This window comes from Parapedobacter indicus (assembly GCF_900113765.1).
In the GTDB taxonomy this organism is placed as follows: domain Bacteria; phylum Bacteroidota; class Bacteroidia; order Sphingobacteriales; family Sphingobacteriaceae; genus Parapedobacter; species Parapedobacter indicus.
The window spans coordinates 104,389-127,837 of the sequence record NZ_FOQO01000011.1; the positions used below are offsets into that span (position 1 = coordinate 104,389).

Sequence of the window (23,449 nt, forward strand, 5' to 3'; positions counted from 1 at the left end):
ACATGGTAAAAGGAGATTTCGGACCGCATTTCGAATGGGGTGTTTCCAGTGCCGCCTTCCAAACGGAGGGAGCTTGGGATGCCGAAGGGAAGGGGCAATCCATTTGGGATGTATTCACAACTCAGAAGGGTAAAATTAAGGATGCACACCACGCACGAACGGCTTGTAACTTCTACCAGGGTTATCAGGAGGATATTGCACTGATACGGACACTGAACATTCCTAATTTCCGGTTTTCCATCGCATGGCCACGTATTTTTCCAGCGGGAGTGGGACGACCTAATCCGAAAGGGCTGGATTTTTACAGCCGGGTGGTAGACCGTTGCTTGGAGCAGGGAATTACTCCGTGGATTACGCTCTACCATTGGGATTTGCCGCAATCACTTCAAGAAAAAGGGGGATGGGCCAATCGTGATATACTTTCTTGGATGGAAGATTATACAGCGTATGTCATTCGAAATCTTGGCGATCGCGTGAAACATTGGATGGTGCTTAATGAGCCCACCGTGTTTACCGGGGCTGGCTACTTCTTTGGAGTACACGCGCCCGGATTGACCGGTTTGCGCAATTTCTTTCCGGCGGCCCATCACGCGGCAATGGCTATGGGCCGGATCGGTCGATTGATGCGATCGGAAGTGATTGATGCAAGGGTTGGCACCACTTTTTCCTGTTCGAGCATTCACCCAGCAAGTAATCGCTATCGTGATGAGAAAGCCGCCGTTCGGGCCGATGCGTTGATCAATCGGTTGTTTATTGAACCGATCTTAGGGCTCGGATATCCTGTTAGCGACTTGAAGGCGTTGGCCGGTATCGAGAAATACATGCAGGCAGGCGATGAAAAGGCGTTACCATTTGATTTTGATTTTATTGGAATCCAAAATTACACGCGTGAAGTAGTGGCGAACTCGATCTTCGTACCATACCTGCGCGCGCGATTGGTTCCGCCGGCAAGACGTAATGTATCCAACATCACGGCAATGGGATGGGAAGTATATCCCGCAGCGATTTACGAGATGATTAAGAAGTTTAATTCATACCCGAATATGCCTAAGCTGATCGTCACCGAAAACGGGGCGGCGTTTGCCGATACCGTGACGGGCGGTCAAGTGAAAGACCACGACCGAACGCAATACCTAAAGGATCATCTTGCACAGGTGCTTCAGGCTAAACGGGACGGATTCAATGTCCAAGGTTATTTCGTGTGGACGCTCACCGACAACTTCGAATGGGCCGAAGGATATCATGCAAGGTTCGGCTTGGTACATGTGGATTTTGATACTCAACAGCGGATTGTGAAAGACTCTGGAAAATGGTATGGCAGGTTTCTCTCCGACTAACTTTTTCCTGATCTAGATAGCTCAGAAAAATACCTACTAATAGGTATTTGATTAAATTTGAAATTTGTGTTTCTTTGCTTTAGGAGAAAAATCAAATTCAATTAATCTAAAAACAAAAGCGATGAAACATCTTATAACTTTTGTTGTTTTTGGAGCGCTGTTGATATTCCTTGGTTCGTGTTCAAAGAAGGAAAGACCTGCGGTAGACGATGACAATCTGTTGATAGGTACTTGGGAAGCGGTGAGAGCCGTTGAGCGCGGATACATCGGTGATCAAGTAACGTATGAAATTGATACGGAAAATCCCGATGATCATTTTACGTTGGATATAAAGATCCAATTTATTGATAAAAGTAGCGTTCGTATTACAGGGGACGATATAGACGGTACGATCGAAACAACCTATTCCTTGTCAAACGGAGGTAAAACGCTATCGGTTAAGGATCCCGAAGGCGCATCTACGATCATTCAAATAAAAAAGTTGACTGCCACGGATATGGAGTGGGTTATCGAAGGGGAGGACTTCCTAGAAGGAGATGAAGTTAGCTCTCAAGCTGAACGATACGAGACGGAAATCCACTTAAAGAAAGTCAATTAGTCGTAAAGAAAATCCATCAGCCAAATTACACGCTTACCGGCAGCAAGACGTAAAAGTTTGCTGCCGATCTTGTTTTGAGCTTTTGTCACTTCAATGACATTTCCGTTCGCCGACACTGAAAATTAGGCTAACTTCTACAACATGGCATGATTTTATACAGGATCTTTTCAGCATTCGTTCATTTCTTTGCGTTTATTTAGATAGTTTGTGGCTGAGTTTCTTGATTTTTTGAATAACCTAACCAATCCAGATTGGATTGTTGCACATGGCGGACTTTATTTATTGTTGTTTATTGTTTTTGCGGAAACAGGTATCCTCATTGGGTTTTTCCTTCCGGGAGACCCTATCTTGTTTATCGCCGGTATCATTATTGCCAATTTGACACTCGGGCCGGTAGATTCGGTGTTGACATTGCTGTATTGGATTGCGCTGATTTCGGTGGCAGGTATAGCGGGTAATTTTCTCGGATATTGGTGCGGTAAATATTTCGGACATCGGCTACTGAAGATGAAGGATAACTGGCTCTTCAAAAAAGAATACATTTTCCGTGCACAGGAGTTTTACGAAAAAAGGGGCGGGGTAGCCATTATCCTTGCGCGTTTTCTCCCCGTAGTGCGCACATTTGCCCCTATCGTAGCCGGTATCGTAGAAATGGATTTCAAGAAGTTTGCATTTTATAACGTGGTGGGCGGTATTCTTTGGGTAGGTAGTCTGGTCACACTGGGTTACCTGCTTGGTGAAAATGATTGGGTGCAGCGCAACCTGGAATATGTGATTATGGGAATTGTTATCGCTGCAACCGCACCGGTGCTGGTTAAGATGCTTACCGGGAGAAAGAAAAAGCTAACGCCGGTAAACGAAGAGGTGCTGGAAGAGGAGTATTGATATTGATTTCCTCCGTCTCTTAAACCGGCTATATAAGGGATATATACCGGCGATATATGGAAGGAAAATCGAATAAGGGATACGTATTGAAAATAGCCGGAATAAATGAAAGCATCAAGTAAAATGATTTCTTAGCTTTGCACAAATTTTTATTTCATTTGTGCTCATGGACACCGACGCATCCGCAACTGCCAAACAGGTTTCGGCAACCATTTATCCCGTATTATTTGCACTGAGTTTTTCGCACCTGCTCAACGATACCATTCAGTCGCTCATCCCGGCGATTTATCCGATTGTAAAGGATTCCTTTCATTTGAGTTTTTCGCAAATTGGTGTGATCACCCTGGTCTTCCAGTTGTCATCGTCACTATTGCAGCCGTTGGTGGGTGTACTTACAGACAGTAGGCCTTATCCCTATGCGTTGCCAGTGGGGATGGGCTTTAGCCTCATAGGACTTATTATGTTGGCAATGGCAACTTCCTACCTCTGGATGCTTGTAGCGGTGGCATTTGTAGGGGCAGGGTCGTCAGTGTTTCATCCAGAAGCATCGCGCATGGCCTATGTGGCGTCGGGCGGCCGCAGAGGATTTGCGCAATCGCTTTTTCAAGTGGGGGGCAATGCGGGTAGTGCCATAGGGCCGTTGCTGGCGGCTATGCTGATTGCACCTTTTGGACAATTCAATGTCATCTGGTTCTCATTTGCAGCACTTACAGCGATTGTTATTCTTTACCGCATAGGCAAGTGGTATAAACCGAAATCTATTCGGAACTACATTCTTCGAAAGTATAAAGTTAAGGAAGTGGTCCATCAATCTTTGCCTCGTAAAACGGTTGTTGTATCCATCATCGTATTGTTGGTGCTCATTTTCTCCAAGTATTTTTACCTGACCAGCCTAACCAGTTATTATACGTTTTATCTGATTGATAAATTTGGGGTTTCTGTCCAGCATTCCCAATTGTATCTGTTTGTTTTTCTTTTCGCCGTGGCTGCAGGTACGATGATCGGAGGGCCAGTGGGTGATCGGATTGGGCGTAAATACGTTATCTGGCTATCTATTCTCGGCGCTTCGCCGTTCACGTTGGCGCTTCCCTATGCCAACCTTTTATGGACAGTCATTTTGTCCTTTGTCATCGGAGTGATCATTGCCTCGGCATTTTCAGCCATTCTGGTATATGCGCAGGAACTACTACCCGGTAATGTGGGAATGGTGTCGGGGCTGTTTTTCGGCTTTGCGTTTGGTATGGGAGGAATTGGTTCGGCGGTGCTCGGAAAATTGGCCGATAGCCAGGGCATCGACTATGTCTATCATGTATGTGCGTTTTTGCCGCTCATCGGTATCGTAGCCGCCTTTTTGCCGAACTTGAGGAAAAGGTCAGCATAATTTTACCTCATTTACTAGTGAGACATCAACAAGCTTGTATATATTTGTAAGCTTGTCATTGTAATAAATGAATTGAATCCATATGAAACCTGCCCTGTCGGCGCCTGATGCAAAAGGCGATGAAAGTGCAGGTTCCATGAGTTCTTTACGAGTAAACTATTTTCGAATGAAATTTTTAAGTATTGCCGCCGCCGGATGCCTGGCTGTAAGTACCGGTTCTCTATATGCCCAGCAGCCCAATGCCGTAAATCTGCTAAAAAGCCGCAGCGATTCCGTGGCTTACGCATTTGGCGCTTCAATTGCCCGAGACCTGAAACGTACGGGGATGGAAGAAATAAATGCTACTGTGCTGGCCCAAGCGGTAACTGATGTATTTGCGGGAAAGGAGACCACTTTCAACGAGACAGCGGAACGTGAACTGATTATGGAGGCTATTACGGCCGCCCGTGAAAAAATGGACGCGCAATTGAAGCAGGAAGCGGTTGCGTTTATGGAAAGTAACAAAGCAAAGCCGGGTATAACGACCACCGAGTCGGGCCTCCAATACGAAATCATCCGTGATGGAACAGGCGAGAAACCGACGTTAACGGACACGGTAACGGTACATTACAAAGGGCAGTTAAGCGATGGCAACGTGTTTGACAGTTCCTACGACCGGGGCGAACCTGCCACATTTACACTGGACCGCGTCATAAAAGGCTGGCAAGAAGGGATACAGCTGATGCCACAAGGTGCGCAGTATCGTATTTATATACCGTATGACCTTGGGTATGGAGAGCGCGGAGCCGGACAGGATATTCCGCCTTACAGCTCCCTAATTTTTGACGTTGAACTGATTTCGGTAAAAAAGCGCGCAGAAGAAGCGCCTAGCATAACCGATCCGGTCGAAGCGCAAGCTAAATAAATTGTACAGGTCAAGGCGCGTCAATGAACCCGTTAGGTAAATCGGATTTACAAGTAAGCCCCGTGAGCTTCGGCTGCATGTCGCTGGGGGAAAATGCCGCCCAGTACAAAGATCTATTACGAAAGGCAGCAGAGGCCGGGATCAATTATTTCGATACGGCTGATTTATATCAAAAAGGGCTGAACGAGCTTTATGTAGGGGAAACGCTTAAACCCATACGTAAAGATGTGATCATTGCCACCAAAGCAGGTAACCAATGGCGCCCCGATGGTACCGGGTGGGACTGGAATCCCAGTAAGGAATACATCCTGAAATGTGCCGAACAAAGTCTCAGACGGCTCAAAACCGATTACATTGACCTTTACCAACTGCACGGCGGCACAATTGATGACCCAATCGATGAAACGATAGAAGCCTTTGAACTGCTTAAGCAGCAGGGGAAAATCCGTTGGTATGGCATATCGTCCATCCGCCCGAATGTAATCCGGGAATATGTGAAGCGCTCAAATATTGTCAGCGTCATGATGCAGTACAGTGTGCTGGATCATCGCCCCGAAGAGGAGGTGCTGGACCTGTTGCATCAGCACGGTATCAGTGTGGTTTGCCGGGGTGCCGTTGCACAAGGTCTGTTGTTAGGCAAATCTGCCGCTAATTATCTGCAGTTTACGGACGGCGAAGTAACAAGGGCAGCTAAAACACTGGCAAAGATAGCGGATGAATCGGGGCTGAGTAAATTGGAGGCCGCATTGGGATATGTGTGGGCACATCCGGCGGTGGCTACTGCCGCACTGGGCATACGGACATCGGCGCAATTGGATGATGCGATTCTTGCGTTGCGAAACGCGACGCCGCTATCCGATATACAACGGACCGTCCTGCGCAAAGCGGTACGCTCATTTCACTACGAAGCACATCGATGACGCAACTTTAGAGCGAACAGAGAATAATGAATACCGCCGAAGGCAGCATGAATGCGGTTGAAAATAGACAAGTAATGAATACCGCCGAAGGCAGCATGAATGCGGTTGAAAATAGACAAGTAATGAATACCGCCGAAGGCAGCATGAATGCCTTTGAAAATAGACAAGTAATGAATAAACAATTATGAATATGAAAAAGCAGTTAAGATTAGTGACCATGATGGGGCTTGTTGTGCTCGCGGCGGGCATAACCGCATCATACGCACAGCAGCCGGAAAAGAAGTTGGACTGGCATCTTTCCGCCCAGACCTACACGTTCAATCGATTTAGTTTTTTTGAAGCCGTAGACAAGACGTTGGAAGCTGGTTTGAATAGTGTTGAGGCCTATCCTGGACAAAAATTAGGTGGAGGAATGGAAGGGACGATGGATTATAAAATGGACGCCGCTCAACGGAAGGCTATTTTGCACGCATTGAAGAAGAAAAAGGTAAAACTATGTGCATTTGGCGTGGTAAACGGTAACACCGAAGAGGAGTGGAAGCAGATATTCGAGTTTGCCAAAGCAATGGGCGTTAAGGTAATCAATTCGGAACCCGATGAAAAGTTTATGCCGTTGATTGGCCAGCTGGCTAACCAATATAAAATCAAGTTGGGTATCCACAATCACCCCCAACCTTCCCACTACTGGGATCCAAAGGTGGTATTGGCTGCGGTAGCGAAGGCAAATAGCCCATACGTGGGTGGATGTGCCGATGTGGGACACTGGGTACGATCGGGGCTTGATCCGTTGGAATGCCTCAAACAGTACGAAGGCCACCTGGTGAGTCTCCATTTTAAGGATTTATCCGAAAAATCACGTGAAGGACACGATGTGCATTGGGGAACAGGTGTCTGCAATGTAGAAGGGCTGATCGCTGAATTAAAAAGACAGGGATTCAAAGGCAATATATCTGCCGAATATGAGCACAACTGGGAAAATAATGTGGGTGATGTTGCGGAAAGTGTGAAAAACTTCCGTGCGATTCTCACACAATAGAAATCCCGAAACCCATTTTAATTATAAAAAGCCACAAAACTCATTGTGGCTTTTTTTGTGTCAATAGTTTTTCGAGATCTTCGGGCGTGTCAACGGCAAGTGTTTCGAACGTGGTTTCAGCGGTTTGGATGTGATAGCCGTTTTCCAGCCAGCGCAGTTGTTCTAACGATTCGGCGCGTTCCAACGAGGAGATGGGCAATGCCGTCAGCTCTGCTAACACTTGCGTACGGTATCCATAGATGCCGATGTGTTTGTAATAAGTGTGCGAGTAAGGCCAGTCCTGAGAAGGTGCGTTACGGAAATAAGGAATGGTCTGCCGACTGAAATAGATAGCCTTTCCTGTACGATCGATCACAACCTTGGGGATGTTGGGATTAAATAGCACATCCAATGTTGTAATCCGTTTAATGAGTGTTGCAATCTGCACCTCTTGTTTCTGAAAACAGTCGACCAGTAAATCGATTTGCTCGGGATCAATATACGGCTCATCGCCCTGTATATTGATGGCAATGTCAAACCCGGGGGTGGCGGCGATAACCTCCGCACAGCGGTCGGTTCCACTTTGATGGGTTTCGGCCGTCAATACTACCGGCGCACCGAAAGCGCCTACATGAGCCTGTATGCGCTCGTCGTCGGTTGCGACGATGACAGCATCCAATCGCTTACTTTTGGTTGCTTGTTCGTATACACGTCGGATCATGCTCTTCCCTGCAATGTCAATAAGCGGCTTCCCGGGGAAACGGGTGGAGGCGTAGCGCGCAGGGATGATGCCGATGGATTTTAGCTGGGACATGAGCTATAAGATGACTTAAAATAACCCAAACAATTCGGTTTCTATTTTCTGGATCACAAATCCCAGGTCATCCCGATTGTTCGCGAAATCCAATTTATCTTTATCCAAAATGAGCAGTTTTCCATCCTTGTAATTTTTAATCCACTTCTCATATTTGGTATTGAGCTTTGACAAATAGTCCAGCCGTATGTTTGCTTCATATTCCCTGCCCCGGGTTTGTATGTTTTCCACGAGTGTAGGAACGGAAGCCCTCAGGTAAATGAGTAAATCAGGGGCTTTGATATAGGAAATGATACTTTCGAAAATATTGCTGTAGTTCTCAAAATCACGGGCGCTCATTAAGCCCATGTCATATAGGTTTTCGGCAAAGATGTACGCGTCTTCGTAGATCGTTCGATCTTGGATGATATTGGTTTCCTTTTGCTGTAATTGCACAATATGCCTGAACCTACTGTTCAGAAAATAAATCTGCAGGTTGAATGCCCAGCGTTTCATGTCGCTGTAAAAATCTTCCAAATAGGGATTGTCGTCAACTGCTTCAAATTGAGGCTCCCATTTGAGGTGGTTGGCCAGTAACCGGGTAAGTGTCGTTTTTCCCGCTCCAATATTTCCTACGATGGCAATGTGCATGTGTTAAGTCAAAACTTCTTAAAGCCAATGATTTCGCGTACTTCGGCCACGGTTTTACGGGCACTTTCACGTGCCTTTTCGTTTCCGTGTCTAATTACTTTGCTAATATAGTCGTTATCATTGGAAATATCATGGATGCGCTCGCGCACAGGCGCCGTTGCTGCAATCATGTCTTCGGCCAACTGTTTTTTAAGGTCTCCATAACGGATTTGGCAGGTGTTATATAATTCGTTGAAATGGGCTACCGTGTCGGGCGTGGATACTGCTTCCATCAGCGTGAAAAGGTTTTGAATTGCTTCCGGTTTTGGCTGGTTGGGAGTGGTCGGCCCACTGTCTGTCACGGCCCGCATGACCTTTTTTCGGATGATCTCCGGCGAATCAGACAGATATACGGCGTTACCTTCGCCTTCGGATTTCCCCATTTTTCCTTTACCGTCTAAGCCCGGTATCTTGACGAGCTGTTTGCCGAAAGAAAATGCATGGGGTTCGGTAAAATAATCCGTTTTGTATAGGCGATTGAACCGGTTGGCAAAGGTACGCGTCATTTCAAGGTGTTGTTCCTGATCTTTGCCAACGGGAACTTTGACGGCGTGATGCAGCAGAATATCGGCGGCCATCAGGACGGGGTAGGTGAGTAGCCCGGCATTTACGTTATCCGGATTTGCACGCACCTTGTCTTTGAAAGATGCCGCCCGCTCGAGCTCACCCATATAGGCGTTCATGTTGAGGTAGAGATAAAGCTCCACAACTTCAGGTACATCGGATTGAATATAAATTGTGGCCACTTCGGGATCGATTCCGGCGGCAAGATATTCCACCATGACTTGCCGGACATTGGCATATAGATCTTCCGGAGTGGGGTGGGTTGTCAGTGAATGCAGGTCGGCAATGAAAAAATAGCAGTTGTATTCATGCTGCATTTTTACAAAGCTTCTGACTGCGCCGTAGTAGTTTCCTAAATGAAGTTTTCCGGTACTGCGGATACCGCTTACAACTGTTTCCATATTGGCGGCGAAATTAAGGAATTATTAGCTAATTTGGATGTGCAGAAGCCGGCTGTTGGTCATTGTATTGTCAATGTGGAGAATCAAATCTTCGTTTATCACATGTTTGTGGGCTATTATCTTTATTTTTGTCATCGAATAGAAATAATCGGTGGGATATGGACACACTTGTAAAACCGACATACAAAAAGCCGGGACCAGATGACTTTTTTAAGAAACTTCAAAAGGAAGTACAGGAAAAGGTGCTGGGTGACAAACGCATCCAACGCCGGAATGTGGTAAAGACGTATTTCCTGCTTTTTCTGTATGCAGGTTTTTATACAAGCATCCTGGTGTTTGGAAACTATACACCGCTACTATTTTTGTTTTATATTTTGCTGGGCTTTTCGATGATCATGCTGTTCATCAATGCCTTTCATGATGCGGCGCACGGCGCTGTGTTTAAGAAGCGGAAACACAACCAGCGCTTTATGTATGTACTGGAGTTTTTCGGTAGCAACAGTTGGCTTTGGGGGAAGCGTCATAATGTACTGCATCACCCGTATCCGAATATCCAGCATTGGGATACCGATATCAAACAGAGTGACCTGGTCCGTATATTTCCGGATAGTGAGTACCTGAACCAGCATCGGTACCAGCATATCTATATGTTTCTGCTCTATCCACTATATACGCTCAATTGGTTATTTATCCGGGATTTCAAGGATTTTTTTGGTACCAAAGACAATTATGTGAAGCGGATCATGAAGATTCCGCGTGTCGAGTATTACAAATTGTTTGCTGCCAAAATCTTTAATTTGTTTTACCTGGTAGGAATTCCCCTATTGATATTGAATCAACCTTGGTATATCGTGGTTCTTGGGTGGTTGTGTATGCATATTTTTGGAAGCTTGCTGGGGGTTATCGCGCTTATATCCACGCACGTAGATGAAACGGCTGTTTTCCCTTTACCGCCCGCAGATGGGAAGATGGATGTAACTTGGGCCGAACATCAAATGATGGTGACTAAAGATTTCAGCGCAGATAATGGGCTGGCTAATTTCCTGTTTGGAGGCTTTACGCACCATGTGGCGCACCACCTATTTCCTCATGTGGCGCACACATATTATCCCTATATTACACCTATTATCAAGCGGTATGCAAAGGAATATAACCTGCCTTACACCTGCTATCCGGCTATTAAAGCGGTGCGATCACACTTTGTGCTGTTAAAGAAACAAGGGAGAGGTGAGAATTTATTTCAGCACGGAGAGTTATAGCTTGGAAAGTTAGCGTTTTTTGGCTTCTTCCCAATACACATCCATTTCCGCCAGTGTCATTTCTTTCAGGTTCTTGCCCGTTTCTTTCGCACGGGTTTCAAGATGTGTGAAGCGTTTGATGAATTTTTTGTTCGTCCTTTCCAGTGCATTCTCGGGGTTAATCCCCACAAACCTCGCATAGTTAACTAGTGAAAACAGGAGATCTCCGAATTCGGCTTCTGCCTTTTCGGCGTCGATGGCGGTAGATTCGGCTACGTTAAATTCGTGCTTGAATTCTGCCAGTTCCTCTTCTACCTTTTGCCATACCTGTGCTTTATCTTCCCAATCAAATCCTACGCCCCGCACCTTATCCTGTATTCGGTACGCCTTTACCAGCGCGGGCAACGAGTGAGGAACCCCTGCCAATACTGATTTATTTCCTTCCTTGAGTTTAAGCTGTTCCCAATTGCGTTTCACATCTTCTTCGTTTGCTACATCCACGTCGCCATAAATGTGCGGATGCCGGGTGATCAGTTTTTCACATACCGTATTCAGCACGTCCACAATATCAAAGGCTCCTTGCTCTTCCGCAATACGCGCATAAAACACCAGATGCATCATGAGATCGCCCAGCTCCTTTTTCACTTCATCGAGGTCGTTATCCAGGATGGCGTCACCCAGTTCATACATTTCTTCGATGCTGAGATGGCGTAAAGATTCCATCGTTTGCTTCCTGTCCCAAGGGCAGTCTGTCCGTAGCGTGTTTAGCACAGTAAGCAGGCGTTCAAATGTTTTTGCCGGTGTGTGTTGGGGCGGGGGAGGAGTATGGGACATGATTAATTGTTTTGCGGCAAAGATAGTGAATTCCGCCTATCCAAAATTCGCTTCCTGAGGGGTTCCCTGAATTTGGAGCTGTAGGATGAGGTCGGTAAGTTGGCTGACGATGCTTTCCAATGCCGTCTCTCCGGGTATGTCTCCACTACGAACGTCGATCTCCATCTTTCGCAGTTGGAAGGCGATTTTGTCGGCACCGATTTGTGCAGTACGTCCGGCAAGGCGATGCAATAGCAGTTCTACGCTGGCTAAATTCTGTGTTTTATAGTTTTCTCTCAGTGCAGCAATATCATCTGCAGTGTCGCGTGTATAAAGCGCGATGATCTCACTGGCTTGTTTTTCATCATCGGCAAATTGCGGGAGGGATATCTCTGTCTGCTTGGATGCAGCGTCTGATGGTGCAATGTTCAGCAGGTGCAGTAAGTCGGCCTCCTTAAACGGTTTGAGCAACAATCCATCAAAGCCTTGGGCAAGAATTTGTTCCTGTTCTTCCGGTAGTACCTGTGCAGTACACGCGTAAATCGTTACGCCGTCCATCCCAATTTTTTTACGCAATTCCCGGTTCAACTCCATCCCATTCATTTCAGGCATTCGGATGTCCATCAACACGGTTGTAACCCGAGGATCCCAATCGGTCGACAGGACCTCGTTCGGCGAAGTGAAGCAACGATATGGAATGTGGCGTTTGCTGAGGATGTTTTTGCAAAGCCCGAGGATGAGGCGGTCGTCGTCAATGATCCAGATATGTCCCTCAAAGGGTTTTACGGGTTGTCGGTTGGTTCGGAGAGAAGCTTCAGGGGTCGTGGTTCGGGAAGTCTGGAGCGGAATGTTTACCTTGAAAACAGATCCGTATCCTTTTTTGCTTTCCACGCGGATATCACCATGCATGCTTTCGCAGATTGCTTTCACGATACTTAGTCCGAGACCGCTGCCGAAATACACCCCTGAGTTGGCATTTTCCGATTGTTCAAAGTCGTTGAAGATGCGTTCCAGATCTTCAGTAGGTATTCCTTTGCCCGTATCTTTGACGACGATATTCAATTCGGTCTTCTCCGTATAAACCACCGTACTTACGTTGAGCGTTACTTTGCCTTGGTCGGTAAATTTAATGGCATTGCTCAACAGGTTAAACAAAATCTGTTTGATCCGGAATGCATCACCGATAACCCCTCCCAATCCCAGAATACGGGTGTTGAAATCTAACGTTAATCCTTTGGCCTGCGCTTGCGTTTTCATTACTGCAACCACACTGTTAGCCAAGTCTTCTACAGAAAATGGTCTTTCATTGAGCACGATCTTGCCCGAAGTGATCCGGCTATAGTCCAGAATTTCATTCACAATTTGAAGAAGATGTTCCGACGATTGGTAGATGGCATCTATTTTGGCGTCTTCCACTGAATGCTCCTGTTTCAGTTGTTCGGAGTACCCGATGATGGATTGAAGGGGGGTGCGCAATTCGTGACTCATGTTGGCAAGAAAGCGTTGTTTAGCGGCAGCATGGTATTCTGCTTCTTCTTTCGCGGCTTCCAGCGCCAGCCGGTATGCATTGTTCCGACGGATATCGCCCAAAATCAGGTACAGCATGATGGCGGTGATAATGAAAAAGGCAAGGATAATCGCGCTGATCCGCCATACACTATCATTTACGACCGACTTCGCCTGCTGATTGTCCAATTCCATCTGCTGCATCGCTTCGTTTTCTACGGAATGGAGAATGCTAAGCATATTACTAATTAGCGTATTGCTAACTACGGTCAATTGTAATTCACGATCAACGAATTGTTCGCGCTGTTGCTGTTGAAGTGTCTGAAAACGCTGTACGATGCTGTCAATGCGTGCGAGCGTACTGTCGCGCCGCGTGGCATGAATGGTGTCTACCACTGTTTCCAGTTCTTCTTCCACCATCCGGCGTTCCTCGACGACCGGAAGCGGCTGCTCTTCTTTCTTTCGTCCGAACAGACGGGAGAAAAAGCCGCGGTCATCACTATCTATAGGTACGGCGGTGACGGTACTCGTATCTCCGGCAATGGTTGTGGTGCGACGTTTACGTTCGGTTGTTACCACTTTGCTGTCAGGTCCGGGTTCGTACAAAATATCACTGAGGGACTGCAATTGTTCTGAAAATACATGACTATCCACTACTTTTTCGCGGACCTTTACGTAAGATTTAAACAGATTATCCCGTTCCCGAAGTAGTGTTTTAATGGAGTCAATCCGGGCTTGCTGGATGGAGCTACCTTCGTACGAATGGCTCAGAGAGTCTAAAGACAATTGAATTTTTGCCGATTCCCTGGAGAAACTTTTGTACGATGTACCATTGCCGATAAACGCCTGGGAACGTTGCAGTTGGTCCAGCCGCATAATGTCTCTTGAAATACGGCTAACACGTTCCAATTTCGGGTCGGGAATAGTGATGCTATCCACGGTATCCATCATTTCCGTGAATGCCACTCGGCTGATAATCCAAGCCAATACCAATGCAATCGCGCAGGATACGAAAACAAAAATAACCTTGCGTCGCACACTTTCTGTAGATTGCATGTTTCGGGTAGGCATCGACTATTCTCCCAATTTTAAGTAAAGCTACCAAAAATTGTGCTAAAGTGGTAATTGGCGGTCAGCAATCGGCTCTCAATAATCGGCAGTTCGCTATCAGCTCTCTTGAAAGTAGAAAGCTGATAGCGAAAGTCGATTACTGGTTCAAAAACACAAACTTGTTATCAAACATATCCAGCTTGATGTGGCTTTCTTTATCGACTTTGCCCGCCAGGATTTCCTTGGATAGTTCATTGAGAATATGTTTTTGGATCACACGCTTCAACGGACGGGCTCCATATTGGGGATCATATCCCAATTGTGCCAGCCAATCCAATGCCTCATCACTCGCGGTAAGATGGATGCCCATTTCAGCGAGCTGCTTTTGTACGTTGGCAAACTGCATGTGCACAATCTTGCCAAGTTCTTCTCTGCTTAGCGGGGCAAACATAATTACCTCGTCAATCCGGTTGAGGAACTCGGGTCGTATGGTCTTTTGAAGTAATTCATACACTTCGCCCTGCGTTTTGGCCATAATCTCGTCCTTATTGCTTTCGTCCAATTGGCTGAAATTTTCCTGAATAAGGTGTGAACCGATGTTGGACGTCATGATGATGATCGTGTTTTTGAAATTCACGATCCGGCCTTTATTGTCTGTGAGGTGTCCATCGTCCAGCACTTGTAATAAGATGTTGAAGACATCGGGATGTGCTTTCTCGATTTCATCCAGCAACACGACGGCGTAGGGGTGGCGCCGGATAGCTTCCGTTAGCTGACCACCTTCATCGTATCCGACATATCCCGGAGGCGCACCGATGAGACGGGAGACCGAGTGACGTTCTTGATATTCGCTCATATCAATACGTACTAGGGATTGCTCATCGTTGAATAGAAACTCCGCCAGTGCCTTTGCTAACTCGGTCTTTCCTACACCGGTGGTGCCGAGGAATATGAACGAACCGATGGGGCGGCGTTTGTCGCTGAGACCGGCACGGGATCGACGGATGGCATCGGAAATGGCTTCGATCGCTTCTTCCTGACCGGCAACCCGCTTGTGTAACTCTTCTTCAAGGTGTAGCAATTTGTCACGTTCACTCTGAACCATTTTGGTGACTGGAATTCCTGTCCACCGGGATACTACCCCTGCAATGTCTTCCGCCGTGACTTCTTCCTTCAGCATCCGGCTGTCGCTTTGCTTTTCGGCAAGCTCTTTTTTAAGGGTTTCCACTTTGTCTTGCGACTCTTTGATCCGGCCGTAACGGATTTCAGCCACGCGTCCATAATCACCCGCCCGTTCGGCTTGATCGGCCTCTATTTTATAGTTTTCGATCTGTTCCAGCTCCTGGTTGATCGTATCGACCAGCGTTTTTTCGCTCTGCCATGCGGCCCGTAAGGAATCCCGTTCGGCGCTGAGGTTGGCAATTTCCTTACTCAGTTCGTCGACTTTTTTCGCATCTTTCTCCCGTTTGATTGCTTCCCGCTCGATCTCCAGCTGCATGATGCGCCGCTCAATCTCGTCTACCGCCTCAGGCACGGAGTCCATTTCCAGCCGAAGCTTGGAAGCTGCTTCATCCATGAGGTCGATGGCCTTATCGGGCAGGAACCGATCGGCAATATAACGTTGTGAAAGCTCTACGGCCGCAATGATGGCCTCGTCTAAGATACGCACCTTGTGGTGGGTTTCATAACGTTCTTTTAATCCGCGCAAGATCGAAATGGCATCCTGTGTATCGGGTTCCTCCACCATCACCTTTTGGAAACGGCGCTCCAAGGCCTTGTCTTTTTCGAAATACTTCTGGTATTCGTTGAGTGTCGTGGCACCGATGGCGCGCAGCTCCCCACGGGCTAACGCCGGCTTGAGAATGTTGGCGGCGTCCATGGCTCCTTCACCTCCACCGGCTCCGACCAGTGTATGAATCTCATCAATAAAGAGGATGATTTCACCATCGCTTTGCGTTACTTCCTTCACCACGGCTTTAAGGCGCTCTTCGAATTCGCCTTTGTATTTGGCCCCGGCAATCAAAGCGCCCATATCCAGTGAGAAAACCGTCTTTGTTTTCAAATTCTCAGGTACATCCCCTTTGATAATCCGATGCGCAATACCTTCAGCGATCGCTGTTTTTCCCACACCGGGTTCACCCACCAGGATGGGGTTGTTTTTGGTACGGCGCGACAAAATCTGGATAACCCGGCGGATTTCCTCGTCGCGACCGATAACGGGATCCAGTTTTCCCGATTCGGCATCTTCGTTGAGGTTACGGGCGTATTTATTGAGCGCATTGTACGTAGCCTCCGCATTCTGGTCGGTTACCCGTGCGTTGCCCCGTAGATCGGTAATTGCTTTTTTCAGGTCTTTTTCCGTTACGCCCTGATCTTTCAGGAGTGCTGCGGTTTTATCGCCGGCATTCAAAATACCTAATAAGATGTGTTCAATGGATACAAACTCATCTTTAAATTCCTTTAAATAAGATTGGGCCTTTTGCAACGCGGTGTTGGTTGAGGAAGCAAGGTAGATGTTACTGCCGCTGACTTTTGGAAACGTACTGATCTGTTTGTCGAGCTCTTCCTCCACATGCTTCACATTTACATTCAGTTTTTTCAGTAGATGGCTGACCACATTTTCATCCACCAGCAACAGCCCTTTCAGCAAGTGTGCCGTTTCGATGGATTGCTGTTGGTTGCCCACTGCAATCTCAGAAGCTTTCTGGATGGCTTCCTGTGCTTTGATCGTATAGTTATTGAAATTCATCGTCTTGATTTTACTCATGTGTAATCAAAACAAATACCATGGCGGATTTGATTGCTAAATCGGAAATTTTGTCTTGATTTGTTTAGGTGATGCTGAATAATTGTCTGTTGGATAGTAGATTATACTGAAAAAATAGCAGAATATAGCCGTTAGCATGCGAATGCTCCTAAAACAGCATTAATGCATAATTTTCTTATGTATATTGGAAAACTGTATATTTGCTGTATGAGTTCAGCGAAATTATTAAAAGGCACCCTTCAAACCATTATTTTGAAGTTACTTGAAGATCACGATAAGATGTACGGCTACGAGATCACCCAAAAAGTAAAACAGCTAAGCCAAGGAGAGTTCAAACTTACCGAGGGTGCTTTGTATCCTGCACTACACAAATTGGAGGCAGAAGGTCTACTCGAAACCAGTACAGAGCTGGTGGATGGACGCGTGCGCAAATACTACGCATTGTCGTCCGAAGGAAAGGGGGAAGTAAAAGAAAAAATGAGTGAAGCTGCTATTTTCATTGAAAAGCTGCAATTAGTGTTGAATCTAAAGCCGACCGTATCATGAAACTGAACGAACAGCAACTAAAACACTTACGAACTTTCATCGGTCAGCAAGGCTTTACGGCGATCGATCTCCAAATGGAAATCGTCGATCACGTAGCTTGTAGCATTGAAGAAAGAATGGGCGGAAATCCTGCGTTAACCTTTGAAGAGGCACTGCAACAGACCCATGCGGAATTCGGTGTGTCTGGATTTAGTACGCTGAAAGAAGCGATGGCCAACTCGCTTCGTAAGAAATATTTCCGTCAGATGTCGCTTGAGTTGAAGCGGTGGCTGTCTTTCCCTGCTGTGTTGGTAGTAGGAGGTTTCGCGTTGGTATTATACCAGCTCTTTTTCTGGATTGCCACGCCTTGGCTGTTTGTGATAACGGGTTTTGTGTATCTAGCTTTTTCGGTGGTAGCAGTCGCATATAATCTGTGGTTGCAACGTAAATATCGGAAACTGATGGCCATGCAGTTCGCTAATCAATTTATCATTCTACCAACTTTTCTCCTTTACGGTGGCGGAGGAGGGTGGCCGACGATTTCTAATCAATTCGCCCGCTATCCGGAGGAAGCCTGGGTCTATGCGTGCCTTTTCGCATGCATCACCTTGTTTTTTACATTCCTTTTTGCGGTGTTTTTCAGAGTCACATCGTATGCCATCCGGAATTGCCGGGAGTTTGAGCGGCACGATGTTTTGTTAAAACGGATTGATTGATTTATCTTGTATTTTATAGCGACTTTCGTTATTGTTGACTAACCAGTTGATTACCATAGATAAAAGCATGAAATATGAAAGCAGATAAAATCAAGAAAGTACTTCCCTATATCCCGGAAATTTTGGTGTTAGTAGCAGCAATGGTTTGTTTCCTTGGCGAATGGATTGGGACGTCTTCCTTGACGTCTTTTAGTGGAATAATGGGCTTTGGCATACTGGTGTTCATAGCCCTATTGATTTGGAAGAACAAGTATCTCGCACTTTCGATAGCTATTCTATTGGCGGGCGCGAGTGTTTATTTTCTGTTAGCATTACTTTCGGAGTTCCATGAATTTCGGGTGGAGAATCAGGAAAGGTGGCAAATGTTGCTGGTTGGCTGTGCCATTTTCGGTTCATTGTTGGTGGCCTCACTGATCATGCCTAGAAAATATTTTGCTAAATAGAATCCGGTGCCTTAAAGTACTGGCTATAAAGCCACCGTAGATAATGTAGTTAACGATGGCATTAACGATATTAAATGTTAAGGTGGACATGGCGGAGTAGACAATCATTACAGGAATTTTTGTGAATTTGCGGTATGGGATATTTAATCGTACATCCGGATACTAGCGAAAAATTAACGGCGATCAAGGTGGTACTGAAAGCATTGAAGGTTGATTTTGAGGAGAGCAAAGCAGCCTATAATACTGATTTTGTTGCGAAAATGCAGGAAGGCGAGGAGGATATTAAGGCGGGTCGTACAGTGAAAATGACACTGGACGAGTTATGGAAATAGAATTCACCCGACGTGCATTTAAGGAATGGAAGGAATGGAAGAAAAGCGGCAATGAGAAAATCATAAAGCGTATTGCCGAGTTAACCCAAGCCATTTTACAGGATCCGTTTTCAGGCATTGGTAAACCTGAACCCCTTAAGCACCAATAGGCATTATACCTAAAATTGGTCTTCCGATCAAATCAAAGTGGTCCCACTTTAAAAATTCGGTTTGAGTAGATACTTATCGTAGAACCGGAAGATATGGCCAGCCGCCTCTTCAGCAGTATCCACCAGGCGGTACAAGTTAAGATCTTCGGGACTGATATTCCCTTCTTCCAACATTCGGTTTTTTACCCAATCGAAAAGGCCACCCCAGTAGTCTTGGCCAACCAATACGATCGGGAACCGAGCGATTTTACCGGTCTGGATCAGTGTAATGGCCTCAAAGAGCTCGTCCATCGTGCCGAACCCTCCAGGCAGGACAATAAACCCTTGGGAGTACTTCATGAACATGACTTTCCGAACAAAGAAATAATTGAACTGAAGGAGTTTGTCTCGATCGATATAGGGATTATGGAATTGCTCAAACGGGAGCTCGATGTTAATACCCACCGATTTTCCGCCTGCCTCGTACGCACCTTTGTTAGCGGCTTCCATAATGCCCGGTCCACCGCCCGATACGACTCCGTAACCGCGCTCGGTAAGCAGTCGGGCGATGTCTTCGGCTAGCTGATAATTTTTATGGTCCTGCGGCGTGCGCGCCGACCCAAACATCGATACACACGGGCCTATTTTTGCCAGTTTTTCGAATCCATCGACGAACTCAGCCATGATTTTGAAAATCTGCCAGGAATCTTTCACTTTGATCTCCTGCCAGGTTTTGTTTTCAAAGGCCCGCATAATTTTATCTTCTCGCGTTCTCGCCATCGTTGGTGATTTTTGATTTTCGCTAAAGTACTAATTTTTCGAGCAAAGCGGTTATCCGCTAAATCTTGTTATCAGTGTTCAATCCGTCTTTACAAACTTTTCGGCCCAAACATGTATCTTTGCGTTATGAACTTTTCCTCCAAGCTGCTGGAACAGGCGGTGATTGAATTTGGGCGTCTGCCCGGGGTGGGACAGAAGACCGCCCTGCGCCTGGTGCTGCACCTACTGAAACAACCCGAGGCCGATGTCATGCGGTTTACCGAGGCGTTGAATCGCTTGAAACAGGAAATCCGGTATTGTACCACGTGCCATAATATTTCCGATCAAACAATTTGCGAGATATGTGCCTCGCATAAACGTGACAAGGGATTGATCTGTGTGGTTGAGGATACGCGCGACGTGATGGCCATCGAAAATACCAATCAATATCACGGCGTATACCACGTGTTGGGTGGACTGATATCGCCCATGGACGGAGTAGGGCCGTCTGACCTTCAAATTGACAGCTTGGTTGGCCGTTTGAAGGCCGGAGGGATACATGAGGTGGTCCTGGCGTTAAGTGCTACCATGGAAGGGGATACCACTATCTTTTACCTGTATAAGAAGCTCAAGGATTTCGGCGTGCAGATCAGTACGATTGCGCGGGGCATTGCCTTTGGCGGTGAACTGGAATATGTGGATGAAGTAACCCTTGGCCGATCCATCGCTACCCGCGTACCTTATGAACGGAGTATTGCCTAAGATGGAAGAACTGGATTACATCAGCAAAAACAGGCAGTCGTGGAACAACCGTGTGGATGTGCATGTTCAATCTGCATTTTATGATAACGAGCGTTTCCTCCAAGGGAAATCTTCGTTAAACGCGATTGAACTCGGATTGCTGGGTGACGTTGCAGGAAAAACCATACTGCACTTACAATGTCATTTTGGACAAGACAGCATCTCGTTGGCCCGAATGGGGGCTTCCGTCACGGCTGTTGACCTTTCGGATAGGGCCATTGAAAAAGGCCGGCTGTTTGCGGAACAGATCGGTGTAGCCGTTGATTTTATCTGTTGCGATATTTATGATTTAGCTGGTCATTTGGATAGGCAGTTTGACATTGTATTCACAAGCTACGGCACCATCGGCTGGCTTCCGGACCTGGATAAGTGGGGGGCACTCGTGTCGCGCTTCCTAAAACCGGGAGGTAAATTTGTATTTGTGGAATTTCACCCGGTGGTGTGGATGTTCGATGACGATTTCGACCGCATCGCTTATCCATACTCCAGTTCTGAGGCATTTGTCGAAACACAATCGGGTACGTATGCCGAACGTGATGCTCCAATTGAATCCCAATACGTCTGCTGGAACCATGGACTCGGGAAGGTACTGCAAGCATTGGTGGGTGCCAGACTTGAACTCATTTCCTTTGAAGAATTCGACTATTCTCCCTACAATTGCTTTAAACATGCGATTGAATACGAGCCGGGAAAATTCCGGATCGAGCATATAGGTAACAAAATGCCAATGGTGTATGCGTTGAAAGCCCTTCAAAAAAACAAACCTTGAATGAATTGAAAAACAAAACAGTCGTTATCACAGGTGCGTCATCCGGTATCGGCCTAGCCTGTGCGGAGGCATTTGCACGGCAGGGAACATCTCTCGTGTTGGGTGCAAGACGTTATGTCGATTTATGTACAATCAGCCAATCCTTAGAGTCGACGTATGGCATACGTGCGGTAGCCGTGCAGTGCGATGTAGCCAAAGAAACGGATTGCCAGATGCTGATACAGCAAGCAGTAACTACTTTTGGCGGTGTGGATGTATTGGTAAATAATGCGGGAATCAGCATGCGTGCACTGTTTGCCGATTTGGATCTACAGGTGTTACACAGGCTAATGGATGTCAATTTTTGGGGTACAGTGTACTGCACCAAGTACGCCATGGACGAGTTACTCCACAGTAAGGGATCTGTCGTGGCCGTGTCATCTATTGCCGGCTACCGCGGCTTACCGGGGCGCACGGGGTATTCAGCTTCCAAATTTGCCATTCATGGATTCATGGAATCATTACGCGTCGAAAACCTGAAAACCGGGCTGCATGTGATGCTGGCCTGCCCAGGCTTTACCGCCTCCAATATTCGGCAGACCGCGTTGGATGCCAAGGGCAGTACACACGGAGAAACCAGCATGGACGAACACAAAATGATGACGGCCGGAGAAGTTGCCGAGCGCATCGTGCAGGGAGTTATCCAGCGTAAACGTACGTTGGTCATGACCCGACAGGGTAAGTTGGCCGTATGGATGAATAAGCTGCTGCCTGCTTGGGTAGATGGGCAGGTGTATAAGCTGTTTGCGAAAGAAAAAAATCCGTTGATAAAGTAGGGAATTCGGACGTTACATTTTTCTTACGACGAAATATAGGCCGCCCGAGATGCCAACGAGCACCACCGCCGTGCCCCACCAGAGAATGTTGAATCCATAATTGTCGGCGACGTGTGTGCCGATGAACGGAGAAAAAACATGTGCGGCCGAAAAAGCCAATGCATTCAATCCCATATAGGCTCCTTGGTTTTGCTTAGAAGCGCGTTTTACCGCAACGGAGGCCATGAAAGGCATGGCTAGGATTTCTGAAATACTCATCAGGAAAATGGAAAGGTAGAGTATCCAATAACCTGTAGGAATGGGTAGCAATGCAAAAGAAACGGCACAAAGCGCCGTTCCCCAGAAAATACTGCTTGCATAGGAGAGACGGCGTTCCGCCATATGTACGAGCAACATTTCGAAAATTACAACGACAAATCCGCTGAATCCGAGGATAATACCTACTTGACCTTCCGTAAGGCCGTGGCCTTTTTGGTAAAAAAGTGGTAATGTGCTTAATAGTTGGAAAAAGCAGATCGCGTAGATGCAGCAGAGAAGGCTGAATACTAAGAAAATTTGATCTTGATAGGGTGATCGGGTAGGGGATGCCGGCGTTCCGGTCGTTTCAGTATGTCTCTTTATATTTCCTTTTCGCTTACGGAAAAATGCAACAAAGGTTAGGGTAGCGATAAAGGCTCCCAGCGCATTTCCATAAAAAATCCAGTTATAAGAAAATGAAGCCAGAAAGCCCCCCAAGGCAGGCCCGATGGAGAAACCGAGATTAATGGCCATCCGGTTAAGCGAAAAAGCGCGGGTAATATTTTCAGGTTTTGCATAACGCGCCACGGAAACGGAGTTGGCCGGACGGAAGGATTCGGTGGTTACACTCAAGATGTAAATAATAGCGGCAAGAGCTTCAACCGAAGTAAAATGGGGAATAATCAAAAACAGTGGAACCGATACAAGCAGACTTAGTGTCTGAACCCAGAAATTACCATAGCGATCCGTCAGCCACCCGCCTAACCAGGAGCCCGTTACTGCGCCTAGTCCGAAACAGGCTAGCACAACACCTGCTTCCGTAATCGTGAAGCCCAATGCTTGGGTCATATAGATACTAAGGAAGGGGAGGACCATAGCGCCCGTGCGGTTGATCAACATGACCAATGCCAACATCCATGCGGATTTTGACAACCCCTTGTATGAGTCTATGTATATGCGTAAAAGTTCTTTCATGATACATGCAGATAACAACGATCTGACCAATTAGTGCGGATTTCCCCGCTTACTGCCCGAATGCCACAATAAAAATCCGGAATAATT

The 23,449-nt window shown here is 46.6% G+C and carries 25 protein-coding genes; 17 read left to right on the top strand and 8 right to left on the bottom strand.

From position 1 onward, the window contains the following. Positions 1–2: 2 nt before the first annotated feature. The 8 genes from BMZ56_RS20540 (at position 3) to BMZ56_RS20570 (ending at position 7,061) form a co-directional block, all read left to right on the top strand. Positions 3–1,337 carry a GH1 family beta-glucosidase gene (locus BMZ56_RS20540; RefSeq protein WP_090630159.1) on the top strand — a complete coding sequence of 445 codons (1,335 nt, stop codon included), beginning with the start codon at positions 3–5 and terminating at the stop codon, positions 1,335–1,337. Positions 1,338–1,458: 121 nt separating this feature from the next. After that, entirely contained in the window at positions 1,459–1,935 is a 477-nt protein-coding gene (locus BMZ56_RS20545) for a lipocalin family protein (RefSeq protein WP_143072981.1), read from the top strand. A gap of 207 nt (positions 1,936–2,142) precedes the next feature. Beyond that, complete coding sequence (locus BMZ56_RS20550; RefSeq protein ID WP_090630164.1) at positions 2,143–2,820, top strand: DedA family protein; 678 nt, start codon at positions 2,143–2,145, stop codon at positions 2,818–2,820. Between the two features lie 166 nt (positions 2,821–2,986). After that, positions 2,987–4,201, top strand: coding sequence for an MFS transporter (locus BMZ56_RS20555; RefSeq protein ID WP_090630167.1), 1,215 nt, complete (start codon positions 2,987–2,989; stop codon positions 4,199–4,201). Positions 4,202–4,367: 166 nt separating this feature from the next. After that, entirely contained in the window at positions 4,368–5,105 is a 738-nt protein-coding gene (gene bamJ / locus BMZ56_RS20560) for a BamJ family beta-barrel-assembly machinery protein (RefSeq protein WP_090630463.1), read from the top strand. A 23-nt stretch (positions 5,106–5,128) separates the two neighbouring features. Further along, complete coding sequence (locus BMZ56_RS20565; RefSeq protein WP_090630168.1) at positions 5,129–6,025, top strand: aldo/keto reductase; 897 nt, start codon at positions 5,129–5,131, stop codon at positions 6,023–6,025. Between the two features lie 26 nt (positions 6,026–6,051). After that, complete coding sequence (locus BMZ56_RS25685) at positions 6,052–6,213, top strand: hypothetical protein (RefSeq protein WP_177195237.1); 162 nt, start codon at positions 6,052–6,054, stop codon at positions 6,211–6,213. 2 nt (positions 6,214–6,215) lie between these two features. Then, positions 6,216–7,061: a sugar phosphate isomerase/epimerase family protein gene (locus BMZ56_RS20570; protein ID WP_245893330.1), complete on the top strand. Its 846-nt coding sequence runs from the start codon at positions 6,216–6,218 to the stop codon at positions 7,059–7,061. Positions 7,062–7,101: 40 nt separating this feature from the next. On the opposite strand, the gene kdsB is transcribed toward BMZ56_RS20570, so the two are convergent. From kdsB to trpS, 3 genes are read right to left on the bottom strand one after another with little or no spacing between them, the layout of a single operon-like run. After that, positions 7,102–7,854: a 3-deoxy-manno-octulosonate cytidylyltransferase gene (kdsB, locus tag BMZ56_RS20575; RefSeq protein WP_090630173.1), complete on the bottom strand. Its 753-nt coding sequence runs from the start codon at positions 7,852–7,854 to the stop codon at positions 7,102–7,104. A gap of 15 nt (positions 7,855–7,869) precedes the next feature. Further along, a complete protein-coding gene (locus tag BMZ56_RS20580; protein WP_090630175.1) occupies positions 7,870–8,484 on the bottom strand; it encodes a deoxynucleoside kinase in 615 nt (204 codons plus the stop codon). Between the two features lie 8 nt (positions 8,485–8,492). Beyond that, complete coding sequence (gene trpS, locus BMZ56_RS20585; protein ID WP_090630177.1) at positions 8,493–9,488, bottom strand: tryptophan--tRNA ligase; 996 nt, start codon at positions 9,486–9,488, stop codon at positions 8,493–8,495. A 158-nt stretch (positions 9,489–9,646) separates the two neighbouring features. Between trpS and BMZ56_RS20590 the strand changes: the two genes are divergently transcribed. Next, complete coding sequence (locus BMZ56_RS20590; RefSeq protein ID WP_090630180.1) at positions 9,647–10,747, top strand: fatty acid desaturase family protein; 1,101 nt, start codon at positions 9,647–9,649, stop codon at positions 10,745–10,747. Positions 10,748–10,756: 9 nt separating this feature from the next. On the opposite strand, the gene mazG is transcribed toward BMZ56_RS20590, so the two are convergent. The 3 genes from mazG to clpB form a co-directional block, all read right to left on the bottom strand. Further along, the gene (mazG, locus tag BMZ56_RS20595) at positions 10,757–11,560 is read right to left on the bottom strand and encodes a nucleoside triphosphate pyrophosphohydrolase (RefSeq protein ID WP_090630185.1); all 804 of its coding nucleotides are present in this window, start codon (positions 11,558–11,560) and stop codon (positions 10,757–10,759) included. Positions 11,561–11,596: 36 nt separating this feature from the next. Then, positions 11,597–14,101: an ATP-binding protein gene (locus BMZ56_RS20600; protein WP_177195238.1), complete on the bottom strand. Its 2,505-nt coding sequence runs from the start codon at positions 14,099–14,101 to the stop codon at positions 11,597–11,599. A gap of 151 nt (positions 14,102–14,252) precedes the next feature. Further along, positions 14,253–16,844, bottom strand: a complete 2,592-nt coding sequence (clpB, locus tag BMZ56_RS20605; protein WP_090630466.1) for an ATP-dependent chaperone ClpB — start codon at positions 16,842–16,844, stop codon at positions 14,253–14,255. Between the two features lie 225 nt (positions 16,845–17,069). On the opposite strand from clpB, the gene BMZ56_RS20610 reads away from it, so the two are divergent. The 5 genes from BMZ56_RS20610 to BMZ56_RS20630 all read left to right on the top strand — a co-directional run bounded on the left by BMZ56_RS20610 (position 17,070) and on the right by BMZ56_RS20630 (position 19,027). Beyond that, the gene (locus tag BMZ56_RS20610) at positions 17,070–17,408 is read left to right on the top strand and encodes a PadR family transcriptional regulator (protein WP_090630190.1); all 339 of its coding nucleotides are present in this window, start codon (positions 17,070–17,072) and stop codon (positions 17,406–17,408) included. Next, positions 17,405–18,103 (top strand): hypothetical protein, encoded by a 699-nt coding sequence (locus BMZ56_RS20615; RefSeq protein WP_090630192.1) that lies wholly within the window; start codon positions 17,405–17,407, stop codon positions 18,101–18,103. The genes BMZ56_RS20610 and BMZ56_RS20615 overlap by 4 nt, the downstream gene beginning before the upstream one ends. Before the next feature lie 74 nt (positions 18,104–18,177). Continuing rightward, the gene (locus tag BMZ56_RS20620; protein WP_090630195.1) at positions 18,178–18,546 is read left to right on the top strand and encodes a hypothetical protein; all 369 of its coding nucleotides are present in this window, start codon (positions 18,178–18,180) and stop codon (positions 18,544–18,546) included. A 134-nt stretch (positions 18,547–18,680) separates the two neighbouring features. Continuing rightward, complete coding sequence (locus BMZ56_RS20625) at positions 18,681–18,878, top strand: DUF2683 family protein (protein ID WP_090630197.1); 198 nt, start codon at positions 18,681–18,683, stop codon at positions 18,876–18,878. Then, the gene (locus BMZ56_RS20630; RefSeq protein WP_090630200.1) at positions 18,869–19,027 is read left to right on the top strand and encodes a type II toxin-antitoxin system YoeB family toxin; all 159 of its coding nucleotides are present in this window, start codon (positions 18,869–18,871) and stop codon (positions 19,025–19,027) included. The genes BMZ56_RS20625 and BMZ56_RS20630 overlap by 10 nt, the downstream gene beginning before the upstream one ends. A gap of 48 nt (positions 19,028–19,075) precedes the next feature. Here the strand turns inward: BMZ56_RS20630 and BMZ56_RS20635 are convergent, their stop codons facing one another. Continuing rightward, positions 19,076–19,786 carry an LOG family protein gene (locus tag BMZ56_RS20635; protein ID WP_090630203.1) on the bottom strand — a complete coding sequence of 237 codons (711 nt, stop codon included), beginning with the start codon at positions 19,784–19,786 and terminating at the stop codon, positions 19,076–19,078. 126 nt (positions 19,787–19,912) lie between these two features. Here BMZ56_RS20635 and recR point away from each other — a divergent pair, with 126 nt between their 5' ends. The 3 genes from recR to BMZ56_RS20650 are packed head-to-tail and all read left to right on the top strand — an operon-like array spanning position 19,913 to position 22,150. Continuing rightward, complete coding sequence (recR, locus tag BMZ56_RS20640) at positions 19,913–20,527, top strand: recombination mediator RecR (protein WP_090630206.1); 615 nt, start codon at positions 19,913–19,915, stop codon at positions 20,525–20,527. Further along, positions 20,508–21,335 (top strand): class I SAM-dependent methyltransferase, encoded by an 828-nt coding sequence (locus BMZ56_RS20645; protein WP_245893329.1) that lies wholly within the window; start codon positions 20,508–20,510, stop codon positions 21,333–21,335. Before recR ends, BMZ56_RS20645 begins: the two co-directional genes overlap by 20 nt. Next, the gene (locus BMZ56_RS20650; protein WP_090630211.1) at positions 21,332–22,150 is read left to right on the top strand and encodes an SDR family oxidoreductase; all 819 of its coding nucleotides are present in this window, start codon (positions 21,332–21,334) and stop codon (positions 22,148–22,150) included. Before BMZ56_RS20645 ends, BMZ56_RS20650 begins: the two co-directional genes overlap by 4 nt. Positions 22,151–22,162: 12 nt before the next feature. On the opposite strand, the gene BMZ56_RS20655 is transcribed toward BMZ56_RS20650, so the two are convergent. Beyond that, positions 22,163–23,362 (bottom strand): MFS transporter, encoded by a 1,200-nt coding sequence (locus tag BMZ56_RS20655; RefSeq protein ID WP_090630213.1) that lies wholly within the window; start codon positions 23,360–23,362, stop codon positions 22,163–22,165. Positions 23,363–23,449 lie beyond the last annotated feature (87 nt).

What these genes read in the sequence shown, in the direction of transcription:
- recR (WP_090630206.1), top strand. Translation starts at nt 19,913, where the DNA reads ATGAACTTTTCCTCCAAGCTGCTGGAACAGGCGGTGATTGAATTTGGG.
- BMZ56_RS20615 (WP_090630192.1), top strand. Translation starts at nt 17,405, where the DNA reads ATGAAACTGAACGAACAGCAACTAAAACACTTACGAACTTTCATCGGT.
- BMZ56_RS20565 (WP_090630168.1), top strand. Translation starts at nt 5,129, where the DNA reads ATGAACCCGTTAGGTAAATCGGATTTACAAGTAAGCCCCGTGAGCTTC.
- trpS (WP_090630177.1), bottom strand. Translation starts at nt 9,488, where the DNA reads ATGGAAACAGTTGTAAGCGGTATCCGCAGTACCGGAAAACTTCATTTA.
- BMZ56_RS20590 (WP_090630180.1), top strand. Translation starts at nt 9,647, where the DNA reads ATGGACACACTTGTAAAACCGACATACAAAAAGCCGGGACCAGATGAC.
- BMZ56_RS20555 (WP_090630167.1), top strand. Translation starts at nt 2,987, where the DNA reads ATGGACACCGACGCATCCGCAACTGCCAAACAGGTTTCGGCAACCATT.
- BMZ56_RS20645 (WP_245893329.1), top strand. Translation starts at nt 20,508, where the DNA reads ATGAACGGAGTATTGCCTAAGATGGAAGAACTGGATTACATCAGCAAA.
- BMZ56_RS20625 (WP_090630197.1), top strand. Translation starts at nt 18,681, where the DNA reads ATGGGATATTTAATCGTACATCCGGATACTAGCGAAAAATTAACGGCG.
- clpB (WP_090630466.1), bottom strand. Translation starts at nt 16,844, where the DNA reads ATGAATTTCAATAACTATACGATCAAAGCACAGGAAGCCATCCAGAAA.
- BMZ56_RS20545 (WP_143072981.1), top strand. Translation starts at nt 1,459, where the DNA reads ATGAAACATCTTATAACTTTTGTTGTTTTTGGAGCGCTGTTGATATTC.
- bamJ (WP_090630463.1), top strand. Translation starts at nt 4,368, where the DNA reads ATGAAATTTTTAAGTATTGCCGCCGCCGGATGCCTGGCTGTAAGTACC.
- BMZ56_RS25685 (WP_177195237.1), top strand. Translation starts at nt 6,052, where the DNA reads ATGAATACCGCCGAAGGCAGCATGAATGCGGTTGAAAATAGACAAGTA.
- BMZ56_RS20635 (WP_090630203.1), bottom strand. Translation starts at nt 19,786, where the DNA reads ATGGCGAGAACGCGAGAAGATAAAATTATGCGGGCCTTTGAAAACAAA.
- kdsB (WP_090630173.1), bottom strand. Translation starts at nt 7,854, where the DNA reads ATGTCCCAGCTAAAATCCATCGGCATCATCCCTGCGCGCTACGCCTCC.
- BMZ56_RS20580 (WP_090630175.1), bottom strand. Translation starts at nt 8,484, where the DNA reads ATGCACATTGCCATCGTAGGAAATATTGGAGCGGGAAAAACGACACTT.
- BMZ56_RS20655 (WP_090630213.1), bottom strand. Translation starts at nt 23,362, where the DNA reads ATGAAAGAACTTTTACGCATATACATAGACTCATACAAGGGGTTGTCA.
- BMZ56_RS20610 (WP_090630190.1), top strand. Translation starts at nt 17,070, where the DNA reads ATGAGTTCAGCGAAATTATTAAAAGGCACCCTTCAAACCATTATTTTG.
- BMZ56_RS20540 (WP_090630159.1), top strand. Translation starts at nt 3, where the DNA reads ATGGTAAAAGGAGATTTCGGACCGCATTTCGAATGGGGTGTTTCCAGT.
- BMZ56_RS20620 (WP_090630195.1), top strand. Translation starts at nt 18,178, where the DNA reads ATGAAAGCAGATAAAATCAAGAAAGTACTTCCCTATATCCCGGAAATT.
- mazG (WP_090630185.1), bottom strand. Translation starts at nt 11,560, where the DNA reads ATGTCCCATACTCCTCCCCCGCCCCAACACACACCGGCAAAAACATTT.
- BMZ56_RS20630 (WP_090630200.1), top strand. Translation starts at nt 18,869, where the DNA reads ATGGAAATAGAATTCACCCGACGTGCATTTAAGGAATGGAAGGAATGG.
- BMZ56_RS20600 (WP_177195238.1), bottom strand. Translation starts at nt 14,101, where the DNA reads ATGCAATCTACAGAAAGTGTGCGACGCAAGGTTATTTTTGTTTTCGTA.
- BMZ56_RS20570 (WP_245893330.1), top strand. Translation starts at nt 6,216, where the DNA reads ATGAAAAAGCAGTTAAGATTAGTGACCATGATGGGGCTTGTTGTGCTC.